The following is a 14,612-nucleotide window of genomic DNA, read 5'->3' as shown; positions in this document are numbered from 1 at the left end:
CGTACGATCGAGACATGCGTACACAAACTGCCGGGGACCTGCTGCGGCACTGGCGGGTCACCCGGCGGCTCAGCCAACTCGAATTGGCGGGCCGGGCCGAAACCTCCACCCGGCACCTGAGCTTCATCGAAACCGGCCGCGCCACCCCCAGCCGGCAGATGATCCTGCACCTGTCCGATGAACTGGAAATCCCACTGCGCGAACGCAATCGAATGCTGCTCGCCGCCGGATACGCACCCGTCTACCACGAACCCGAACTGGACGCACCCGCCATGGCACCCGTACGCGACGCCATCCGCCAGATCCTCACCGGCCACGAACCGCACCCCGCCCTAGCCGTCGACGCCAGCTGGAACATGGTCGACGCCAACGCCGGCATCGCGCTCTTCCTCGAAGGCGTCGACCCGCGCCTGCTCGCACCACCGGTCAATGCGCTCCGCCTGAGCCTGCACCCCGACGGCCTCGCACCCCGCATCACCAACCTCGCCGAATGGCGCGGCCACCTCTTCGAACGCCTGCAACGCCAGATCGACGTCAGCGGCGCACCCGAACTCATCGCACTCCTGGCCGAACTGCGCGGCTACCCCGGCGGTGAGGAAGCCCCCGGACTCCCCGAACCCGATCAGGCCGTGGTACCCATGCGCTTCCGCTACGACGGACACGACCTCGCCTTCATCAGCGTCACCACGGTCTTCGGCACCCCCATGAACGTGACCGTCGCCGAACTAGCCATCGAAGCCTTCTTCCCCGCCGACGCCGCCACCGCCGCCCTGCTGCGCGCACGGATCGCGATCCCCGCCGACTAACCCTCCCAACCGCGGCGCATCGGTCAGAATCGAATTCCATGGACGTGACCGCGCACCTGACCCAGCTGACGGGTGCCCCGGTCGCGCACCTGGAACCCGTGGGCCGCAGCCACGATTGGACCCTGTACCGAGCCGATCTGGCAGACGGGCGCGAGGTATTCGTCAAGGCCATGCGAGAGGCCCGTGACTGGCACGGAGACACGGAGTCAGCGGCTCGGGCCCGAGCGTCGGACCTGCCTCGCGATATCGCGTCCGCGGCGCACGATGGAGATTCGACGCCGAGCCCGCTCACCGCGGAGGCATCAAGCCTGCGCTGGCTCGCCGACGGCGATGCGAACCTCGTACCCCCGGTCCTCGCCGCAGACGACCGAATGCTCGTATTGCCCTGGCTGGCAGCCGAATCCGCCTCCGCACCCGTCGCCGAGAAATTCGGCCACGATCTCGCGGAGCTGCACGCGGAGTCCCCGCCCGCCTACGGCGCACCCTGGCCCGGCTACATCGCCACGCTCCCACTGGACAACTCACCGAGCACGGGGGAGTGGGGGAGCTGGTACGCCGAGCACCGCCTCGCCCCGTATCTGCCTGCGGCCCAACGGTATCTGGGCCGAGCCGGAATCCGCTCGATCGAGCAGGTCATGCGCCGCATAGCCGACCTGGCCGGTCCACCGGAACCGCCCAGTCGCATTCACGGCGACCTGTGGTCGGGCAATATGCTCTGGACCGCAGATCGCGCCCTGCTCATCGACCCGGCCGCGCACGGCGGTCATCGCGAGACCGATCTGGCCATGCTCGCCCTCTTCGGAGCCCCCTACCTCGACCGCATCCTGGCCGCCTACCACGAACGCACACCCCTGGCTTCCGGCTGGCGTCAACGCATTCCACTGCATCAGCTGCACCCGCTCCTGGTGCACGTGGTGCTCTACGGCGACTCCTACCGGGGGATGGCCTTGGCGGCCGCGGCCGCTGCGCTGGCCCAATAACGGCCGATAGCGCGGTTTCTCGTCTCGAATCCTGGCCTCCCAGAATCACTTTGTTCATGTAGTTCATACAAACATGGAAATATGCGCATCTACGCATGTGAATCCTCGGTGTATCGGGGTCCGGTAGGAGCAAAGAACCATAAGGAAAAAGCTGCCTTCAAAAGGGGAGTCGCCGCCGCGCGGGGTGCGGTGGGTTGTCGGTGGGGTGGGATACGGTCGGGCGTGTGCAGCTGCAGCGGATTCATCATGTCGCGGTGATCGCGTCGGACTATGAGAGGTCGAAGACCTTCTATGTCGATGTGCTCGGGCTGAAGGTGGTGGGGGAGCACTATCGGGCCGAAAGGCGTTCGTACAAGCTGGATCTCGCGTTGCCCGATGGGGGACAGCTGGAATTGTTCACCTTCCCGGATGCCCCGCCGCGGCCCTCTCGGCCCGAGGCGATCGGGCTGCGGCATCTGGCGTTCGTGGTGGCCGATGTGGGGGCGGCGCTGGCGGAGCTGGCCGGCAGGGGAGTGGTGGTCGAAGAGGTGCGGGTGGACGAGTACACGGGGAAGCGGTTCGGCTTCTTCTTCGATCCGGATGATCTGCCGCTGGAGCTGTACGAGGCGTGACCGCGGCATCGCCGGGATGGGTGTGGCGATTAGATAATGGAAATATGCGCATCTACGCACTGGTTTTCGGTTCTCGAAGATCGACGTGAACTCCCGGCCAACGGAACCTCACCTGCGCACCAATCCCGTTGAACCGCAGCAGAGGATGCCGGGCGGTTGACCGGTTCGGCTCTCCCATACGATGGTCGCCATGACCAAAGTGCTCCTGAAGACCTCCGCCGGGGATATCACCCTGGAACTCGACGAGGCCAAGGCGCCGAAGACCGTCGCGAACTTCGTCGACTACGTCAAGGCGGGCCACTACACCGATACGATCTTCCACCGGGTGATCCCGGGCTTCATGGTGCAGGGCGGCGGTTTCACCGCTGATATGCAGCAGAAGCCCGCCCCGAACAAGGTGGAGAACGAGGCGAACAACGGTCTCAAGAACGACAAGTACACGATCGCCATGGCGCGCACCATGGATCCGCATTCGGCCAGCGCGCAGTTCTTCCTCAACTCCAAGAACAACGATTTCCTGAACTACCCGGGCCAGGACGGCTGGGGCTACACCGTTTTCGGCAAGATCGTCGACGGCAATGCCGTTGTCGACGCGATCGAGGGTGTGCGCACCGGTTCCAAGGCCGGTCATCAGGATGTGCCGGTCGAGGCCGTCACCATCCTGTCGGCCGAGCTGGTCTGACACCTTCCCGCTGTACGGAGAACGCCCCGGAATTCGAGAGTCGAATCCGGGGCGTCGTGCTGTGCGGGGTCAGGCGTCGTGAGGTCAGGCGTCGAGGACGCGGACTTCGCGCTGTACCACGGGCGGCTGTACCGACCAGGGAAAGTTGATCCAGCGGTCGGTGTGCTTCCAGACGTATTCGCAGTTCACTTCCGAGCGCGGCTTCTCGTAGATGACCGCGCAGCGGACTTCGGCGACGTGGTCCTGGCAGAAGTCGCGGACGAGTTTGAGCGTCGCGCCGGTATCGGCGACATCGTCCGCGACAAGCACTTTGGCGCCGGTGAGGTCGACGACGCTGGGTACCGGCGGCAGCATGACGGGCAGGTCCAGGCGCTGGTCGACGCCGGTGTAGAACTCGACGTTCATCACGTGCAGGTTCTTGACGTCGAGGGCGTAGCCGAGGGAGCCGGCGACGAAGAGCCCGCCGCGGGCGATGGAGAGGATGAGGTCGGGTTCGAAGCCGTCGTCGGCGATTTCCTGGGCTAGTTCGCGTCCGGCGATGCCGAACAGTTCCCAGTCGAGTTCTTCCCGATCGCTCATCCCTGGCTCCCTCTGCCGTGTGGTGGTCGTTCAGGCGATCATACGAGCCTGCTCAGGGCTGGTGGGTGATGGTGTACCAGAGCAGAGCGAGGGTGCCGAGTGCGAAGATCGGGACCACGACGAGGGTCTCGATCTTGTTGCCGGTGCGGTCGATGAGCGGTAGCCGGGTGCGGATCTTGAGCGGCCACAGTAGGCGGCAGCCGCGATCGGTGAGGCAGTCGCCGACCAGGTGGGCGAAGGCGCCGAGGCCGACGGAGAAGGGCAGCCAGGCGGGTTTATCGCTGATGAAGTGGTCGATGGCGAATGTGCCTGCGGCGGCGAGGATTATGACGGTGCCCCAGGCTTGGGGTTTGTCGCCGGTGGGCGCGAGGTTGAGGGCGCGCACGGCGAGGGCGAGCAGGAAGAAGACGAGCGAGAGGGTGAAGTAGCGGCCGAGCCAGTGTTCACCGGCCCAGGTGCCGTAGGTGACGAGGGCGACGAACGCGAAAGAGTGCGTGCCGTGGCGGTGTCCGCCGGAGATCCACGAGATGCCTTTGCAGGCGTAATGCGAAACCGGGCCCAGTACATGGGAAATGGTGCCGGAGGGGTGGTCGGCGTCGGGCAGCAGGGCCGCGCCCGCGGTGAGGAAGGTGCCCATCACCAGGTCGACGGCCCGGATGTTTCCGGATTGCATTGCGGGATAAGTCAATACGGTCAGGGGTAACGCCGCGGCGGCCGCTGACCAAGCGAGCGCACCACTGGTTGCGTGTGAATGTCCTAGCACCTGTAGAGATTAGTTCATGTTGTTGGTCTTGCGTTCATGTGTTGGGCGACAGGACAGTTCACGTGTTCGGCGGCAGGGCTCTGGGGCTGGTGCGGTGTACGGGTGCATTGCTGGTCATGGTGCTGAGGTCGGCGGGTCCGTTCCAGCCGCAGGGTAGGCCGCAGGTGGCGACTATCTGTTCTTCGGTGCTGCCGTCGGAGAATTGCGCGGTGTAGGTGGAGGCGCGCGCGGGATAGCCGCAGAGTGGGCATTTGCCGAAGTAGTTGAGGATTTCCCGTACCTCGGAGGCGATGACGGTACGGCGGGGTTCGGTCATGCTGGCAACACCTTTCGTTGCCCGCCCAGGGTAGCGATTTTCGAATGTGCGTGCAGCGGAGATTGTTTGGCGGTGTGACGGGGGCTGCGGCGGGGGTGCGCGACCGGTGAAATATGGTCGGGTGGATTGCGCTTTCCGCTCAGAGAGGAACGGACATGTCGGTAGCGTCCGCGGTGAAGGATCAGATTCAGCAGATCGGCGGGGGGTTCATGTTCTCCCGGGAGGCGAAGGCCTTCGCCGCGGAGGTGGGTGTGCCGGGGTTCATGCCGGCGTATACGCGGGGGCGCGGGGGTGTGCTGGGGGATGTGCCCGCGGATGTGGTGACCGCGGCGTTCGGCTTCTTTCCGGCGGATTCGATTCGGGCAGCGTGGGACTCGACGGCGGGGGTACCGGCTGCGAAGGCCGCGCGGGGGTATCTTCAGGCGGCTCAGGATTTCGGGCGGCGCAAGTTGGCGTCGTTCGAGGGCGCGGATCGGCTGGCGGAGTTGCTGGACAGGGTGGTGTCCGCGGCGGATCCGGCGGGTGTGGTGTTGTTCGCCGGTTGGCGGGCTTTGCCGCAGGCGGAGGATGCGCCGGCGCGGATTCTGCATTTGATCGTGGCGCTGCGTGAGTTGCGTGGTGGGTTGCATTTGATGGCGGTGCGCGCGAGTGGTTTGGCGCCGCGTGATGCGGTGTTGATCGCGGGTTCGCCGTTGAGTTCTGGTCCGGATCAGGCGCGTTTGTACGGCTGGCCGGAGCCGTTCGGTGAAATCACTCCAGAGTTGAAGGGGCGTTGGATGCAGGCGGAGGCTTTGACCGATGAGTTGATCGCTCCGGTGTGGGCGGTATTGGATGAGGGGGAGGCGAGAGAGTTCGTGGCGTTGCTGACCGAGTGTCAGACGACCGTGTTCGGGCAGCGCTGATATGTCGCGGGTCGCGCATCTGCGAGCGTTGATCGAGCATCCGTCGACGGGTGCGGGGGAGCGGGCGGCGGCTCAGCGGATGCTGGATCGCATTCTGTCCAAGTCGAATTCGCATGCGGCGATGGATGGTCGTTCCTATGGTGTCCGGTATGAGCGGGTGGGCAGGCATGCGGATCTGGAGTCGATCGCGGAGATGATTCGCGATGATCTCGCTTTCGTGCGGGTGGTGTTCGATGACGCGCCGCATGTGGGTGGTCCGGGTCCGAATGAGCCCGCGCTGCACGATGTGATCAGGGATGCGCCGCGGGGGATCACCTATTCGGTGGTGAGTTCGCCGGCGGAGAACGCGATTGTGATCACGATCGAGGGTGTGCCCGGGGAGTGGGTGGGCTCGGAGGGTGTGAGTCCGGAGTTGAAGCGCTTGGCCGATGAGTTGGTGGCGTTGTTGAACAGCTACAACCATGACGGTGAGCAGATCGGTAAGCGGTTCTTCGCGCGGGTGCGTACCCCGCACGAGACGCTGGTCTGGTAGTTCGGCCGGGGTGCGGGTCGTAGCGGCCCGCACCGTCCGGTGGTGGTCAGCGTTGCAGGAATTCGAGGCTGGTGCGTTCGAAGGCCTGTTTGGCTTCGATCATGACCCAGTGCCCGCATTTGGGGAAGATGTGCAGTTCGCTGTCGGGGATGAGGCGCAGCGGCATCATGGCCATATCGGGTGGGCATTGCCGGTCGTCTTTGCCCCAGGCGAGCAGGGTGGGGCAGGTGACCTTGTGCAGCATGGCCCAGTAGGGCGGGGTGGGTGCGTTGGCGAGGAATTGTTGTTGTAGCGCAAAGGCTTCGGAGCCGTACATGGCTTTGAGGGCCTGATGTGAGTCGGGGTTGGCGGCGGTTTCCCAGCGTTCGTCGATGATGTCGGCGGTGACGGTTTTGGGGTCGTAGACCATGCAGTTGAGCCAGCGGGTGAGTGCGTCGCGGCTGGGGTTGTCGGCGAATTCCTGGAGGAGGCGGGTGCCTTCGCTGGGGTTGGCGCTGAAGACGCCGGTGCCGACGCCACCGATGGAGATGATCTTGTTGATGCGCGCGGGGTGTTTGACGGCGACGTTGACCGCGACGACCCCGCCCATGGAATTGCCGATGAGTGCGGTGTTGTCGATGCCCAGTGCGTCCATGAAGCGGATGACCGAGTCGACGGCCGAGAGCACCGGGTGTGCGCCGGGGACGGGATCGCTGATGCCGAATCCGGGGAATTCCAGGACGTAGCAGTGGAAGTGTTCGGCGAAGACGGCGAGGTTTCCGCGATAATTGCGCCAGCCGGAGACTCCGATACCGGATCCGTGGAGCAGCAGCAGGGGTGGGCCGTCGCCGGCTTCGTGGTAGCGCAGGGTGCCCTGGTCGGTGCTGATCTCGCGGCGGGTGTTCTCGTAGGTGATGTCCACCCCGCCAGAGTAGAACACGTTACAGTTGCTGGAATCCCTTGGGCGAGTGAGGAAATGTATGTCGCAGGGCAAGGTATTGCGGGTGGCGCAGCTCAATATGGGCTCACTGCTGGAACCGCACTGGGATGAACGACGGGTCGAGATCCTGGCCTGGCTCGACCGCCTGAACCCCGATGTGGTGTGCCTGCAAGAGGTCTGGGAGACCGAACCCGGCACCAATACCGCGGGCTGGCTGGCCGATAACGCCGCACCCGGGCGCTGGCACTGGTGCTTCGGCGGATATCCGCTGCCCGAGGAAGCCTGGGCCGATCGCAGCCTGCTGTTCGGCTCGGCGATCCTGAGCCGCTGGCCCATCGACAACCATCGGGTGTTCGCACTGCCCCTGGACGAGAACCCGGCGGATTCGCATCCCTCCTGGCGGATGCAGGCCGAGCTGCTACACGCGCACACCGCCGGAATCGATGTCTTCAGTACCCATCTGGCCCCGCCGCCCGCACAGGCGTATCACCGGGTGCGGCAGGTGCTGGCCATCGATGACGCCATCAAGGCCACCCGGGATCCGGCCACTCCCATGCCCGCCATTCTGTGCGGTGATTTCAACGCCAAGCCGCAATCGGATGAGATGCGGTATCTGGGAGCCAACGCGGTCATCGAGGGCCGCAGCACCTATTACGTGGACGCGTGGTCCACGCTGCGGCCCACCGAGCCCGGGTACACCCTCGATCCGCTCACCAATCCGCAGGCGCGGTTCTTGAACGTGCCGCCGCAACGCATCGACTACATCCTGGTGGGTGATCCGTTCCTGCGCCCGGGCGGTGCGGGCCGAATCCTGTACACCGACTTCGCCTTCCACGATTCGCTCACCGGCCCCATCGCGAGCGACCATTACGGGCTCATGGCCGACATCGCCTGGCCCCAGCGGCCGGAGTAGTTCACTCGTCAAGTCCGGCAATATGATTCGTCCGATTGTGCCGGTTTGACGGGTATGGCACAGTTCGAAACCGCCGTAGTAGGGCGGTGCAGGGGCCGCCGGAGCAGAGGGGTGCTTCTGTGTCGGAATATTCGGTGACCGGGGAATCCGGTGAGAAGTACGAGATAGCGCTCGGCGCCATCGGAATCGACGGCGAACTGTTCCGCTGCCGCGACCAGCAGGGCCGCGACCGCATCTACCGGAAATACGCGGAACCGATCACCGATCCGGACAGTATCGGCTTCGCCGAACAGGCCCTGCTGCTGGGCCGGGAGATCGTGCTCGCCGCCGAGGACGAACCCGGCTCCCGGGACTGGGCGGCGACCTCGATCAACTGGCCCATCGATCTGATCATGCGCGACCACGCCTTGGCCGGGGTGATCCGGCCGCTGATACCGGACGAATTCCTACGCGAGGACGGCACACCCCGCACCCTCGACCAATTGGTGGGGGAGCATCCGGCCGCCGCGTACTTCCGTGTCGGGGTGCTGATCCGGGTCTGCGATATCTTCCTCGTCCTCGAAGAGCGCTATCTCGCACTCCCCGGCATCGCCGAACCGCAACTGGCCTGGAGTCGCACCGAACCCCGCGCCCAGCTGATCGACTGCGACGGACTGCGGCCCGCCCTCGGGGATGCGGAGTTCGCGGGCAGGCTCGCACTGGCCAATATCATCCGCTGCGGATTGTTCCTGGCCCCCGGCATTCCCGAGGATCTCGACCTGCGCCTGCGCATGCTGTTCGATCGCGCCGACACCGCCGCGCCCGAACACAAACCCACACCGGAGGAGTGGCTGATCGCGTTGAAGGCGGCCTTCCTGACCTCCGACGGCGGCGCCTACCGCATGGAAATGCTCGATGTGGTGGATCGGCCCGCCCCGACCCTGAAACCCTTGCCCGTGGGGGCTTTTCCGCGTCCACAGCGCAGTCCCGGCGGTCGGATCGCGGGCATCCTGCTGGCGGTGGCCGGACTGCTCGCGGTCATCGGGCTGATCGCGGTCCGGTCGGGGGAGCCCGAAACGACCGAGGCGGCCGCACCCGCCGCGGCACCCGTGGTGACGACCACCCCGGTGTTCGATCCGGCCTCGTTGGATGCCGCGGGCACCGATAAGACCCCCTTCACCGAGGACGGGTTGCTGCCCAAACGCTTCCGGGACGCCAAGAATGTGGAATACACGCGGCGGGCCGGGGGAGTACGGGACTGTGTCACCAAAGGCATGTCGCAGAACGTGAAGCAGATCCTCACCAAATATCAGTGCACCAAACAGGTCGCGGGGTCCTATATCGATCAGTCGAATCGAATCCTGGTCTCGATCAACGTGTTCGCGTTCGCCACCGCCGCCGACGCCACCGCGCTGTACACCACCATGAAGGGCCAACCGCAGGACTGGACCATCTGGTGCCCGAACGAGGGGCCGGGTTCGGCGCTGTGCGACAGTGACGCCGGATCGGCGGTGCGCACCAACTGGGGTTCACTGTCGCACCGCTACGTTTTCAAGTCCACGGCCCTGTACATCAACCTGGCGACCGATATCTCGGTCAAGCAGTGGCTGGACCCGGCGGCCGAGGCCGCGGTGAAACAGGCTGGGCCGGACAACTATTGGCGTCGGTGAGGTCTGGAGGGGAGTCACCCCATAATCCCTAACTTGACATAATGTTGATTATCGGTGGTTTTACGGCGGCGGGTGAGGGGCTTAATGATCTTGTGCGACAGGCATTTTGGTGGCTTTTGACCCCTGCCGGGCATATTTTCCGGCCCCGCCCCGTGGGTTGCCGTCGGTGCGCGGTTGTCGCCGTGGACGGCGTAAACCGCTGCCGTAATTTTATTTCCGGCCAATCCGTGATTCGCCGGAGAATTTCCTGTTTGCACCGAAATGGTCAATCGGGGTGAGTTCGGCGACCTCCGGTGAATACGTCACTGTGACGGTTCTTCCCGATTCCACTCCCCTCGGGATCCGTTCCCGCACAGTACAATTCGTCACAGTGACGTAATGAGGTGGGGTGGCTGGACCCTACGCGTGTGCGGTTTTACCGCCGTCGATGACCAATTGTGCCCCTGTGAGGTACGGGTGCTCATCCGAGGCCAGGGTCAGCGCGAACGCGGCGATCTCCGCCGGGGTGCCGAGCCTGCCCAGGCCCGGAATATTGGATTTGGCCCACTGTTTCATGAACACCTGCCACGCGTCATCCGGTATCGCCTCCATACCCGCCGCACGCCGTACCAGCTCGGTATCGGTGGTACCAGGAATTAATGTATTGATACGAATATTGTCCGCCGCGTAATCCAGGGCGGCCGCCTGCACCAGCCCGGCCAGACCGCGCTTGCTGGCGGTGTACGCGCCGCGGGCGGCATCGGTGGCGATGGCATTGCTCGAGGAGGTCACCACGATGGTGCCGCCGCCAGCCCGAATCAGATGTGGCACCTGATATTTGATGGCCAGGAAGGTGCCGCGCAGATTGGTGTGCAGGACCTGATCGAACTCGTCGGCGGAGTATTCGTGCAGTTTCTTCTGGATGGTGATCCCGGCATTGTTGAACGCCACATTCAACCCGCCGTACTTGCGGACCGTGGCGTCGACGAAATCACGCACCTGGGCTTCGTCGCGGACATCGGCGCGGAAATAGGTGGCTTCCCCACCGGCGGAACGGATTTCACGCTCCACCGCGCGCCCGCGATCCTCCCTTCGACCACAGAACGCCACTCGCGCGCCCTCAGCGGCGAACAGGTGCGCGGCGGCCGCGCCGATCCCGGAGGTCGCACCGGTGATGAGCACCGTCTTACCGGTGAATCGCTGTCGTGCGGCCGGGGTGTATTGCGGCGCATTCGAATTCGCGCCGAGTGCGATACCACCGGCGAGTCCGGCCGCACCGCCCGCGAGCAGTCCGGAGGCCAGACCGCCGAGCATGCGGCGACGACTCGGGCCGGGGCGTGTGGCCGAGTCCGATGCCTGTGCGGATGTCGTTGTCGCGGAGGCATTGTCGTCGTCCTGGCCGAAGGTGGGGTTCGTGTCGGGGTCGGTCTCACGTGTCATGGCTTCGATCCTGGCGAATGCGGGGTGCGAGCGAATCCGTCCGCGAGCCCGTCCGTCGGCCACGAGGATGAGTCGTCTCCTCCGATCGGAGGAATCGGGTTCGGCGTGATTCGCGCACAATGATCGCTGTGATGGATCAAGCACGGGCGCACGGTGTCGACTCATTGTTCGATCCGCGCGCCATACCGGTTCGTGCCGTGGTGCTGGTGATTCCCGCGCTGGGCTGTCTGCTGTTCCTGTCCGCCGCGCCGAATGGAATCGATTGGGCCATCGCGTTACTCGCGGTCGCTGTCACCGCCGTAGGTGTGCGCCGGCCACTGGCCACGGCATTGGTGACCTCCGCGCTGTTGCTGGCCGGGTTCGAATTCGGTTCCACCGGACCGCTGGTCGCCAAGGTGGGTGCGGGTATCGCACTGACCGAATTGGCGGCGCGCCGCGATGGGTGGCAGCCCTACCTCGGGGCCGTCGTGCTGGCGGCGGTGTACCTGCTGCATCCCAGTGGTGAGTTCGCGGCCAATGGGTATCGCGCGGTGGTGATGGCGGGGGCACCGCTGCTGCTGGGTGGTGTGCTGCGTGCCGCACACCGATCCGCGGTCGAGGCGCGCCGGGTGGCGGTGGAAGTGGCGCGGCGGCGCGATAGTGAGGTCGCGGCCGCACGCGCGCTCGAACGCACCGCTATCGCGCGCGAACTGCACGATCTGATCGCCCATCACGTGTCCTCGACGGTGTTGCGGGTGGGTGTGGCCCGGCACGCGCTGCCCGACGCACCCGCGCCGGTGTTGCAGGTGCTGGACGAGATTCATGCCAGTGGCCGCGAAACCCTGGCCGATCTGCGCCGCCTGGTGTCGATCCTGCGGGATCCGGATATGACGGGTGAGGCGTTCCTCTCCCCCGCCGATCTGCCGGTCACCGTGCGCGCGGTCGCCGAACGTGCCCGCGCGCTGGGGATCACCGTGGACTGTGCGATCGATGAGCGTGCCGGTGAGATCGACGCGGTGTCCGCGCTGACGCTGCTGCGCCTGACCCAGGAGGGTATCGCCAATATCGCCGCGCACGCGGGCACCGATGTCATCGCGGATCTGCGCATCGACGCGGACGAGGACGAGGTGGTGTTCGTGTTGCGCGACAACGGTTCCCGGCGGCCGCATGGTTCCGGGTGGGCGAGCGGGCACACCCGGCAGTCGGTGAGTTCGGGTGCACCGGCGCTGCCGTCGCACGGTTCGGGAATGATCGTCGCCGCCGATGCGCTGCCCGGTGAGACGGACGGCCGGGGATTGGGGTTGGTGGGATTGCGCGAACGCGTGGAGTTGCTCGGTGGCGAGTTCGAGGCCGCGCCCGCGCATCCGGGGTGGCGGCTCAGTGCGCGCCTGCCCCTGGGAGCGCGGGTGCCCGCATGAGTGTGCGCGTCCTGATCGTCGATGATCAGCAGTTGGTGCGGGCCGGGTTGCGCATGCTGTGCCATACCGATCCCGCGCTCGAGGTCGTGGGTGAGGCCGCCACCGGGCGCGAGGCCATCCGGTTGGCCGAACAGCTCGCACCCGAGGTGGTGCTGATGGATCTGCGGATGCCCGGGATGGATGGCATCCGAGCCACCGCCGCCATACTCGCTGCCCGGCCCGCCACCCGCGTGCTGGTGCTGACCACCTTCGACGATGACGACCACCTGTATCCCGCGCTCGCGGCCGGAGCCGCCGGATTTCTGGTCAAGGATGCCTCACCGGCGGAACTGCTGGCGGGCATCCATCGGGCCGCGGCCGGTGAGCAAGCCTTCACCCCTGAGATCTTGCAGCGCGTGGTGGATGCCGCCGTGCGGGCGCGCACCGCACCCGAGTCCGCCGCGTCACCGCCGAACGGGCCGAACCCCCTATCGGGTCTCACGCCGCGCGAAACCGAAGTGCTGGCACTGCTGGCGGACGGATTGGGCAATGCCGAGATCGCGGTACGCCTGCATGTCGGTGTCACCACCGTCAAAACGCACATCACCAATCTGCTGAGCAAGACCGGGACCACCAACCGGTTACAGCTCGCGCTGCTGGGTGCGCGCCTGTCGTAGCGGCGCGAAAATCGCTGGGCCGCAGCGGTTTGCGACGGTAACGTGCGCCCATGGCAGCCAAGAACAATTATCTCGACCACGTGGTGGCACAGCAGGCGGCGCTGGAAGAGGATCTGCGATCCGGGCCCGCGCGCGCCGAATCCGCGGGCGCGCCGACTCGCGGGGCATTGGGGAAACGCGCCGGGCGGATCGGGCCCGCGCGTGAGACGCCCGCGCAGGGACCGGTGGATGTGCGCATCACCGGATTCTGGCGGTGGCAGACGGTGCTGGTGCCGCCCAACGCGTTCGTGGTGCACACCCGGCGCGGGCGGGCCGAACCGCTGCATATCGGGGTGGGGGTGTCCTTCCGGTTCGATCCGTCCACCGACTTGTATCTGGTGGTGCCCGGCGCGATTCAGACGATCCTGATCAACGCCTACTGCATCTGCAAGGAATTGCAGGGTGTGCTGGTGCAGGGGTATGTGCAGTGGATCATCGACGATTTCGCCACCGCGTATCGCAAACTCGACTTCTCCGATGCCGAGGATCCGATGCGACTGGTGAATGTGCAATTGCGGGAGCAGGCCGAGGCCGCCATCAAGGACAAGGTGTCCACCATGGCGGTGCGCGATGTGCTCAGCGATAAACAACCCATCATCGAAGAACTCACCGCACGCCTGCGCACCGTCGCCGAGGGGAGCGGCGGGGAGAGCCGCAATGATCGCGGGCTCGGGCTGAATATCGTGACCGTGCAGATCAAAGAGGCGGTGGTGTCCTCGAACACGCTGTGGGAGAACCTGCAACGGCCGTACCGCAGTGAACAGGATCGGGTGGCGCGGCTGGCCGAACTCGAAGCCCAGCAGTCGGTGTCCGAACGGCAGGTCGCGGTCGCGCGCACCACCGAGGAACGACGTATCGAGAACGAACGCGAACTGGCCGAACTCCGTGCCCGCAATGAGGCCGCGCGATTCGATCGCGAAGCGGTGGAAGCGTTGCGGCGCACCAACCGTGAACATGATGACGAACGCGCGGTCGCCGAACTCGCCCAGGAGACCGCGTTGCAGGCATTGCGCCTCGAACGTGAACGCCATGCCGAACAGGTGGAGAACACGCGCCTGCAACACGAGCTCGCGCGTCAGCAGCTAGAGGCGGAACTGGCGCTGGCACAAGCCCGTACGCGCGCCGCGCACGAGGAACAACTCCTGGTCCTCGAACGCGACAAGGTCGGCATCGACAATGCCAACGGTCGCAGCGCGACCAATATCCAAGCCCAACTGGTGCAGTCACTACCCGCGATCGTGTCCCGCATGCCCGCACCCGCCGAACTCAAATCGGTGCAGATCGGCGGGGACACCACCGGATTGACCGGCATCATCGCCCAGCTCACCGAAATCGTCGACGCGGTACGGCATTCACCGAAGGGCTGACGTCACTCGAGCACAGTCAACACTCGGGCGGAGCCAATGTCGTACTCGAAGTCGTGTCGTTCGTCGTGACATCAGTCGTGTG

At 65.5% G+C, this 14,612-nt stretch carries 17 protein-coding genes; 11 read left to right on the top strand and 6 right to left on the bottom strand.

The window, feature by feature from the left end:
• Positions 1-14: 14 nt before the first annotated feature.
• The 4 genes from ACFC4D_RS01045 to ACFC4D_RS01030 all read left to right on the top strand — a co-directional run bounded on the left by ACFC4D_RS01045 (position 15) and on the right by ACFC4D_RS01030 (position 3,079).
• Entirely contained in the window at positions 15-806 is a 792-nt protein-coding gene (locus ACFC4D_RS01045; RefSeq protein ID WP_375967406.1) for a helix-turn-helix domain-containing protein, read from the top strand.
• A 38-nt stretch (positions 807-844) separates the two neighbouring features.
• Positions 845-1,786 carry a fructosamine kinase family protein gene (locus ACFC4D_RS01040; RefSeq protein ID WP_376061122.1) on the top strand — a complete coding sequence of 314 codons (942 nt, stop codon included), beginning with the start codon at positions 845-847 and terminating at the stop codon, positions 1,784-1,786.
• Positions 1,787-2,010: 224 nt separating this feature from the next.
• A complete protein-coding gene (locus ACFC4D_RS01035) occupies positions 2,011-2,397 on the top strand; it encodes a VOC family protein (RefSeq protein ID WP_376061121.1) in 387 nt (128 codons plus the stop codon).
• 190 nt (positions 2,398-2,587) lie between these two features.
• The gene (locus ACFC4D_RS01030) at positions 2,588-3,079 is read left to right on the top strand and encodes a peptidylprolyl isomerase (protein ID WP_375967401.1); all 492 of its coding nucleotides are present in this window, start codon (positions 2,588-2,590) and stop codon (positions 3,077-3,079) included.
• A gap of 84 nt (positions 3,080-3,163) precedes the next feature.
• Here ACFC4D_RS01030 and ACFC4D_RS01025 read toward each other — a convergent pair whose 3' ends face one another.
• The 3 genes from ACFC4D_RS01025 to ACFC4D_RS01015 are packed head-to-tail and all read right to left on the bottom strand — an operon-like array spanning position 3,164 to position 4,737.
• Positions 3,164-3,658, bottom strand: coding sequence for a phosphoribosyltransferase (locus ACFC4D_RS01025; RefSeq protein ID WP_375967400.1), 495 nt, complete (start codon positions 3,656-3,658; stop codon positions 3,164-3,166).
• Between the two features lie 52 nt (positions 3,659-3,710).
• Positions 3,711-4,421 (bottom strand): metal-dependent hydrolase, encoded by a 711-nt coding sequence (locus ACFC4D_RS01020; RefSeq protein WP_375967399.1) that lies wholly within the window; start codon positions 4,419-4,421, stop codon positions 3,711-3,713.
• A 58-nt stretch (positions 4,422-4,479) separates the two neighbouring features.
• Complete coding sequence (locus tag ACFC4D_RS01015; protein ID WP_376061120.1) at positions 4,480-4,737, bottom strand: hypothetical protein; 258 nt, start codon at positions 4,735-4,737, stop codon at positions 4,480-4,482.
• 155 nt (positions 4,738-4,892) lie between these two features.
• Between ACFC4D_RS01015 and ACFC4D_RS01010 the strand changes: the two genes are divergently transcribed.
• Positions 4,893-5,639, top strand: coding sequence for a hypothetical protein (locus tag ACFC4D_RS01010; protein WP_376061119.1), 747 nt, complete (start codon positions 4,893-4,895; stop codon positions 5,637-5,639).
• A 1-nt stretch (position 5,640) separates the two neighbouring features.
• Complete coding sequence (locus ACFC4D_RS01005; protein ID WP_376061118.1) at positions 5,641-6,171, top strand: hypothetical protein; 531 nt, start codon at positions 5,641-5,643, stop codon at positions 6,169-6,171.
• Positions 6,172-6,217: 46 nt separating this feature from the next.
• Here ACFC4D_RS01005 and ACFC4D_RS01000 read toward each other — a convergent pair whose 3' ends face one another.
• A complete protein-coding gene (locus ACFC4D_RS01000; RefSeq protein ID WP_376061117.1) occupies positions 6,218-7,072 on the bottom strand; it encodes an alpha/beta fold hydrolase in 855 nt (284 codons plus the stop codon).
• A gap of 58 nt (positions 7,073-7,130) precedes the next feature.
• On the opposite strand from ACFC4D_RS01000, the gene ACFC4D_RS00995 reads away from it, so the two are divergent.
• Positions 7,131-8,003 carry an endonuclease/exonuclease/phosphatase family protein gene (locus tag ACFC4D_RS00995; protein ID WP_376061116.1) on the top strand — a complete coding sequence of 291 codons (873 nt, stop codon included), beginning with the start codon at positions 7,131-7,133 and terminating at the stop codon, positions 8,001-8,003.
• A gap of 134 nt (positions 8,004-8,137) precedes the next feature.
• Positions 8,138-9,652 carry a hypothetical protein gene (locus tag ACFC4D_RS00990; protein ID WP_376061115.1) on the top strand — a complete coding sequence of 505 codons (1,515 nt, stop codon included), beginning with the start codon at positions 8,138-8,140 and terminating at the stop codon, positions 9,650-9,652.
• Positions 9,653-9,666: 14 nt separating this feature from the next.
• Here ACFC4D_RS00990 and ACFC4D_RS00985 read toward each other — a convergent pair whose 3' ends face one another.
• Together ACFC4D_RS00985 and ACFC4D_RS00980 are read right to left on the bottom strand one after the other, a co-directional pair.
• Positions 9,667-9,921, bottom strand: a complete 255-nt coding sequence (locus ACFC4D_RS00985) for a hypothetical protein (protein ID WP_376061114.1) — start codon at positions 9,919-9,921, stop codon at positions 9,667-9,669.
• A gap of 130 nt (positions 9,922-10,051) precedes the next feature.
• Entirely contained in the window at positions 10,052-11,071 is a 1,020-nt protein-coding gene (locus ACFC4D_RS00980; RefSeq protein WP_376061113.1) for an SDR family NAD(P)-dependent oxidoreductase, read from the bottom strand.
• 131 nt (positions 11,072-11,202) lie between these two features.
• Between ACFC4D_RS00980 and ACFC4D_RS00975 the strand changes: the two genes are divergently transcribed.
• From ACFC4D_RS00975 to ACFC4D_RS00965, 3 genes are read left to right on the top strand one after another with little or no spacing between them, the layout of a single operon-like run.
• The gene (locus ACFC4D_RS00975; RefSeq protein WP_376061112.1) at positions 11,203-12,468 is read left to right on the top strand and encodes a sensor histidine kinase; all 1,266 of its coding nucleotides are present in this window, start codon (positions 11,203-11,205) and stop codon (positions 12,466-12,468) included.
• Positions 12,465-13,124, top strand: a complete 660-nt coding sequence (locus tag ACFC4D_RS00970; RefSeq protein WP_376061111.1) for a response regulator — start codon at positions 12,465-12,467, stop codon at positions 13,122-13,124. The genes ACFC4D_RS00975 and ACFC4D_RS00970 overlap by 4 nt, the downstream gene beginning before the upstream one ends.
• 50 nt (positions 13,125-13,174) lie before the next feature.
• A complete protein-coding gene (locus ACFC4D_RS00965; protein WP_376061110.1) occupies positions 13,175-14,530 on the top strand; it encodes an SPFH domain-containing protein in 1,356 nt (451 codons plus the stop codon).
• Positions 14,531-14,612 lie beyond the last annotated feature (82 nt).

This window comes from Nocardia sp. NPDC056000, assembly GCF_042269265.1.
Taxonomy (GTDB): Bacteria; Actinomycetota; Actinomycetes; order Mycobacteriales; family Mycobacteriaceae; genus Nocardia.
This window is presented reverse-complemented; position numbering and strand designations above follow the sequence as displayed.

Coding starts and splice junctions, on each gene's coding strand:
- ACFC4D_RS01045 (WP_375967406.1), top strand. CDS start 15: ATGCGTACACAAACTGCCGGGGACCTGCTGCGGCACTGGCGGGTCACC.
- ACFC4D_RS01040 (WP_376061122.1), top strand. CDS start 845: ATGGACGTGACCGCGCACCTGACCCAGCTGACGGGTGCCCCGGTCGCG.
- ACFC4D_RS01030 (WP_375967401.1), top strand. CDS start 2,588: ATGACCAAAGTGCTCCTGAAGACCTCCGCCGGGGATATCACCCTGGAA.
- ACFC4D_RS01025 (WP_375967400.1), bottom strand. CDS start 3,658: ATGAGCGATCGGGAAGAACTCGACTGGGAACTGTTCGGCATCGCCGGA.
- ACFC4D_RS01015 (WP_376061120.1), bottom strand. CDS start 4,737: ATGACCGAACCCCGCCGTACCGTCATCGCCTCCGAGGTACGGGAAATC.
- ACFC4D_RS01010 (WP_376061119.1), top strand. CDS start 4,893: ATGTCGGTAGCGTCCGCGGTGAAGGATCAGATTCAGCAGATCGGCGGG.
- ACFC4D_RS01005 (WP_376061118.1), top strand. CDS start 5,641: ATGTCGCGGGTCGCGCATCTGCGAGCGTTGATCGAGCATCCGTCGACG.
- ACFC4D_RS00995 (WP_376061116.1), top strand. CDS start 7,131: ATGTCGCAGGGCAAGGTATTGCGGGTGGCGCAGCTCAATATGGGCTCA.
- ACFC4D_RS00980 (WP_376061113.1), bottom strand. CDS start 11,071: ATGACACGTGAGACCGACCCCGACACGAACCCCACCTTCGGCCAGGAC.
- ACFC4D_RS00975 (WP_376061112.1), top strand. CDS start 11,203: ATGGATCAAGCACGGGCGCACGGTGTCGACTCATTGTTCGATCCGCGC.
- ACFC4D_RS00970 (WP_376061111.1), top strand. CDS start 12,465: ATGAGTGTGCGCGTCCTGATCGTCGATGATCAGCAGTTGGTGCGGGCC.
- ACFC4D_RS00965 (WP_376061110.1), top strand. CDS start 13,175: ATGGCAGCCAAGAACAATTATCTCGACCACGTGGTGGCACAGCAGGCG.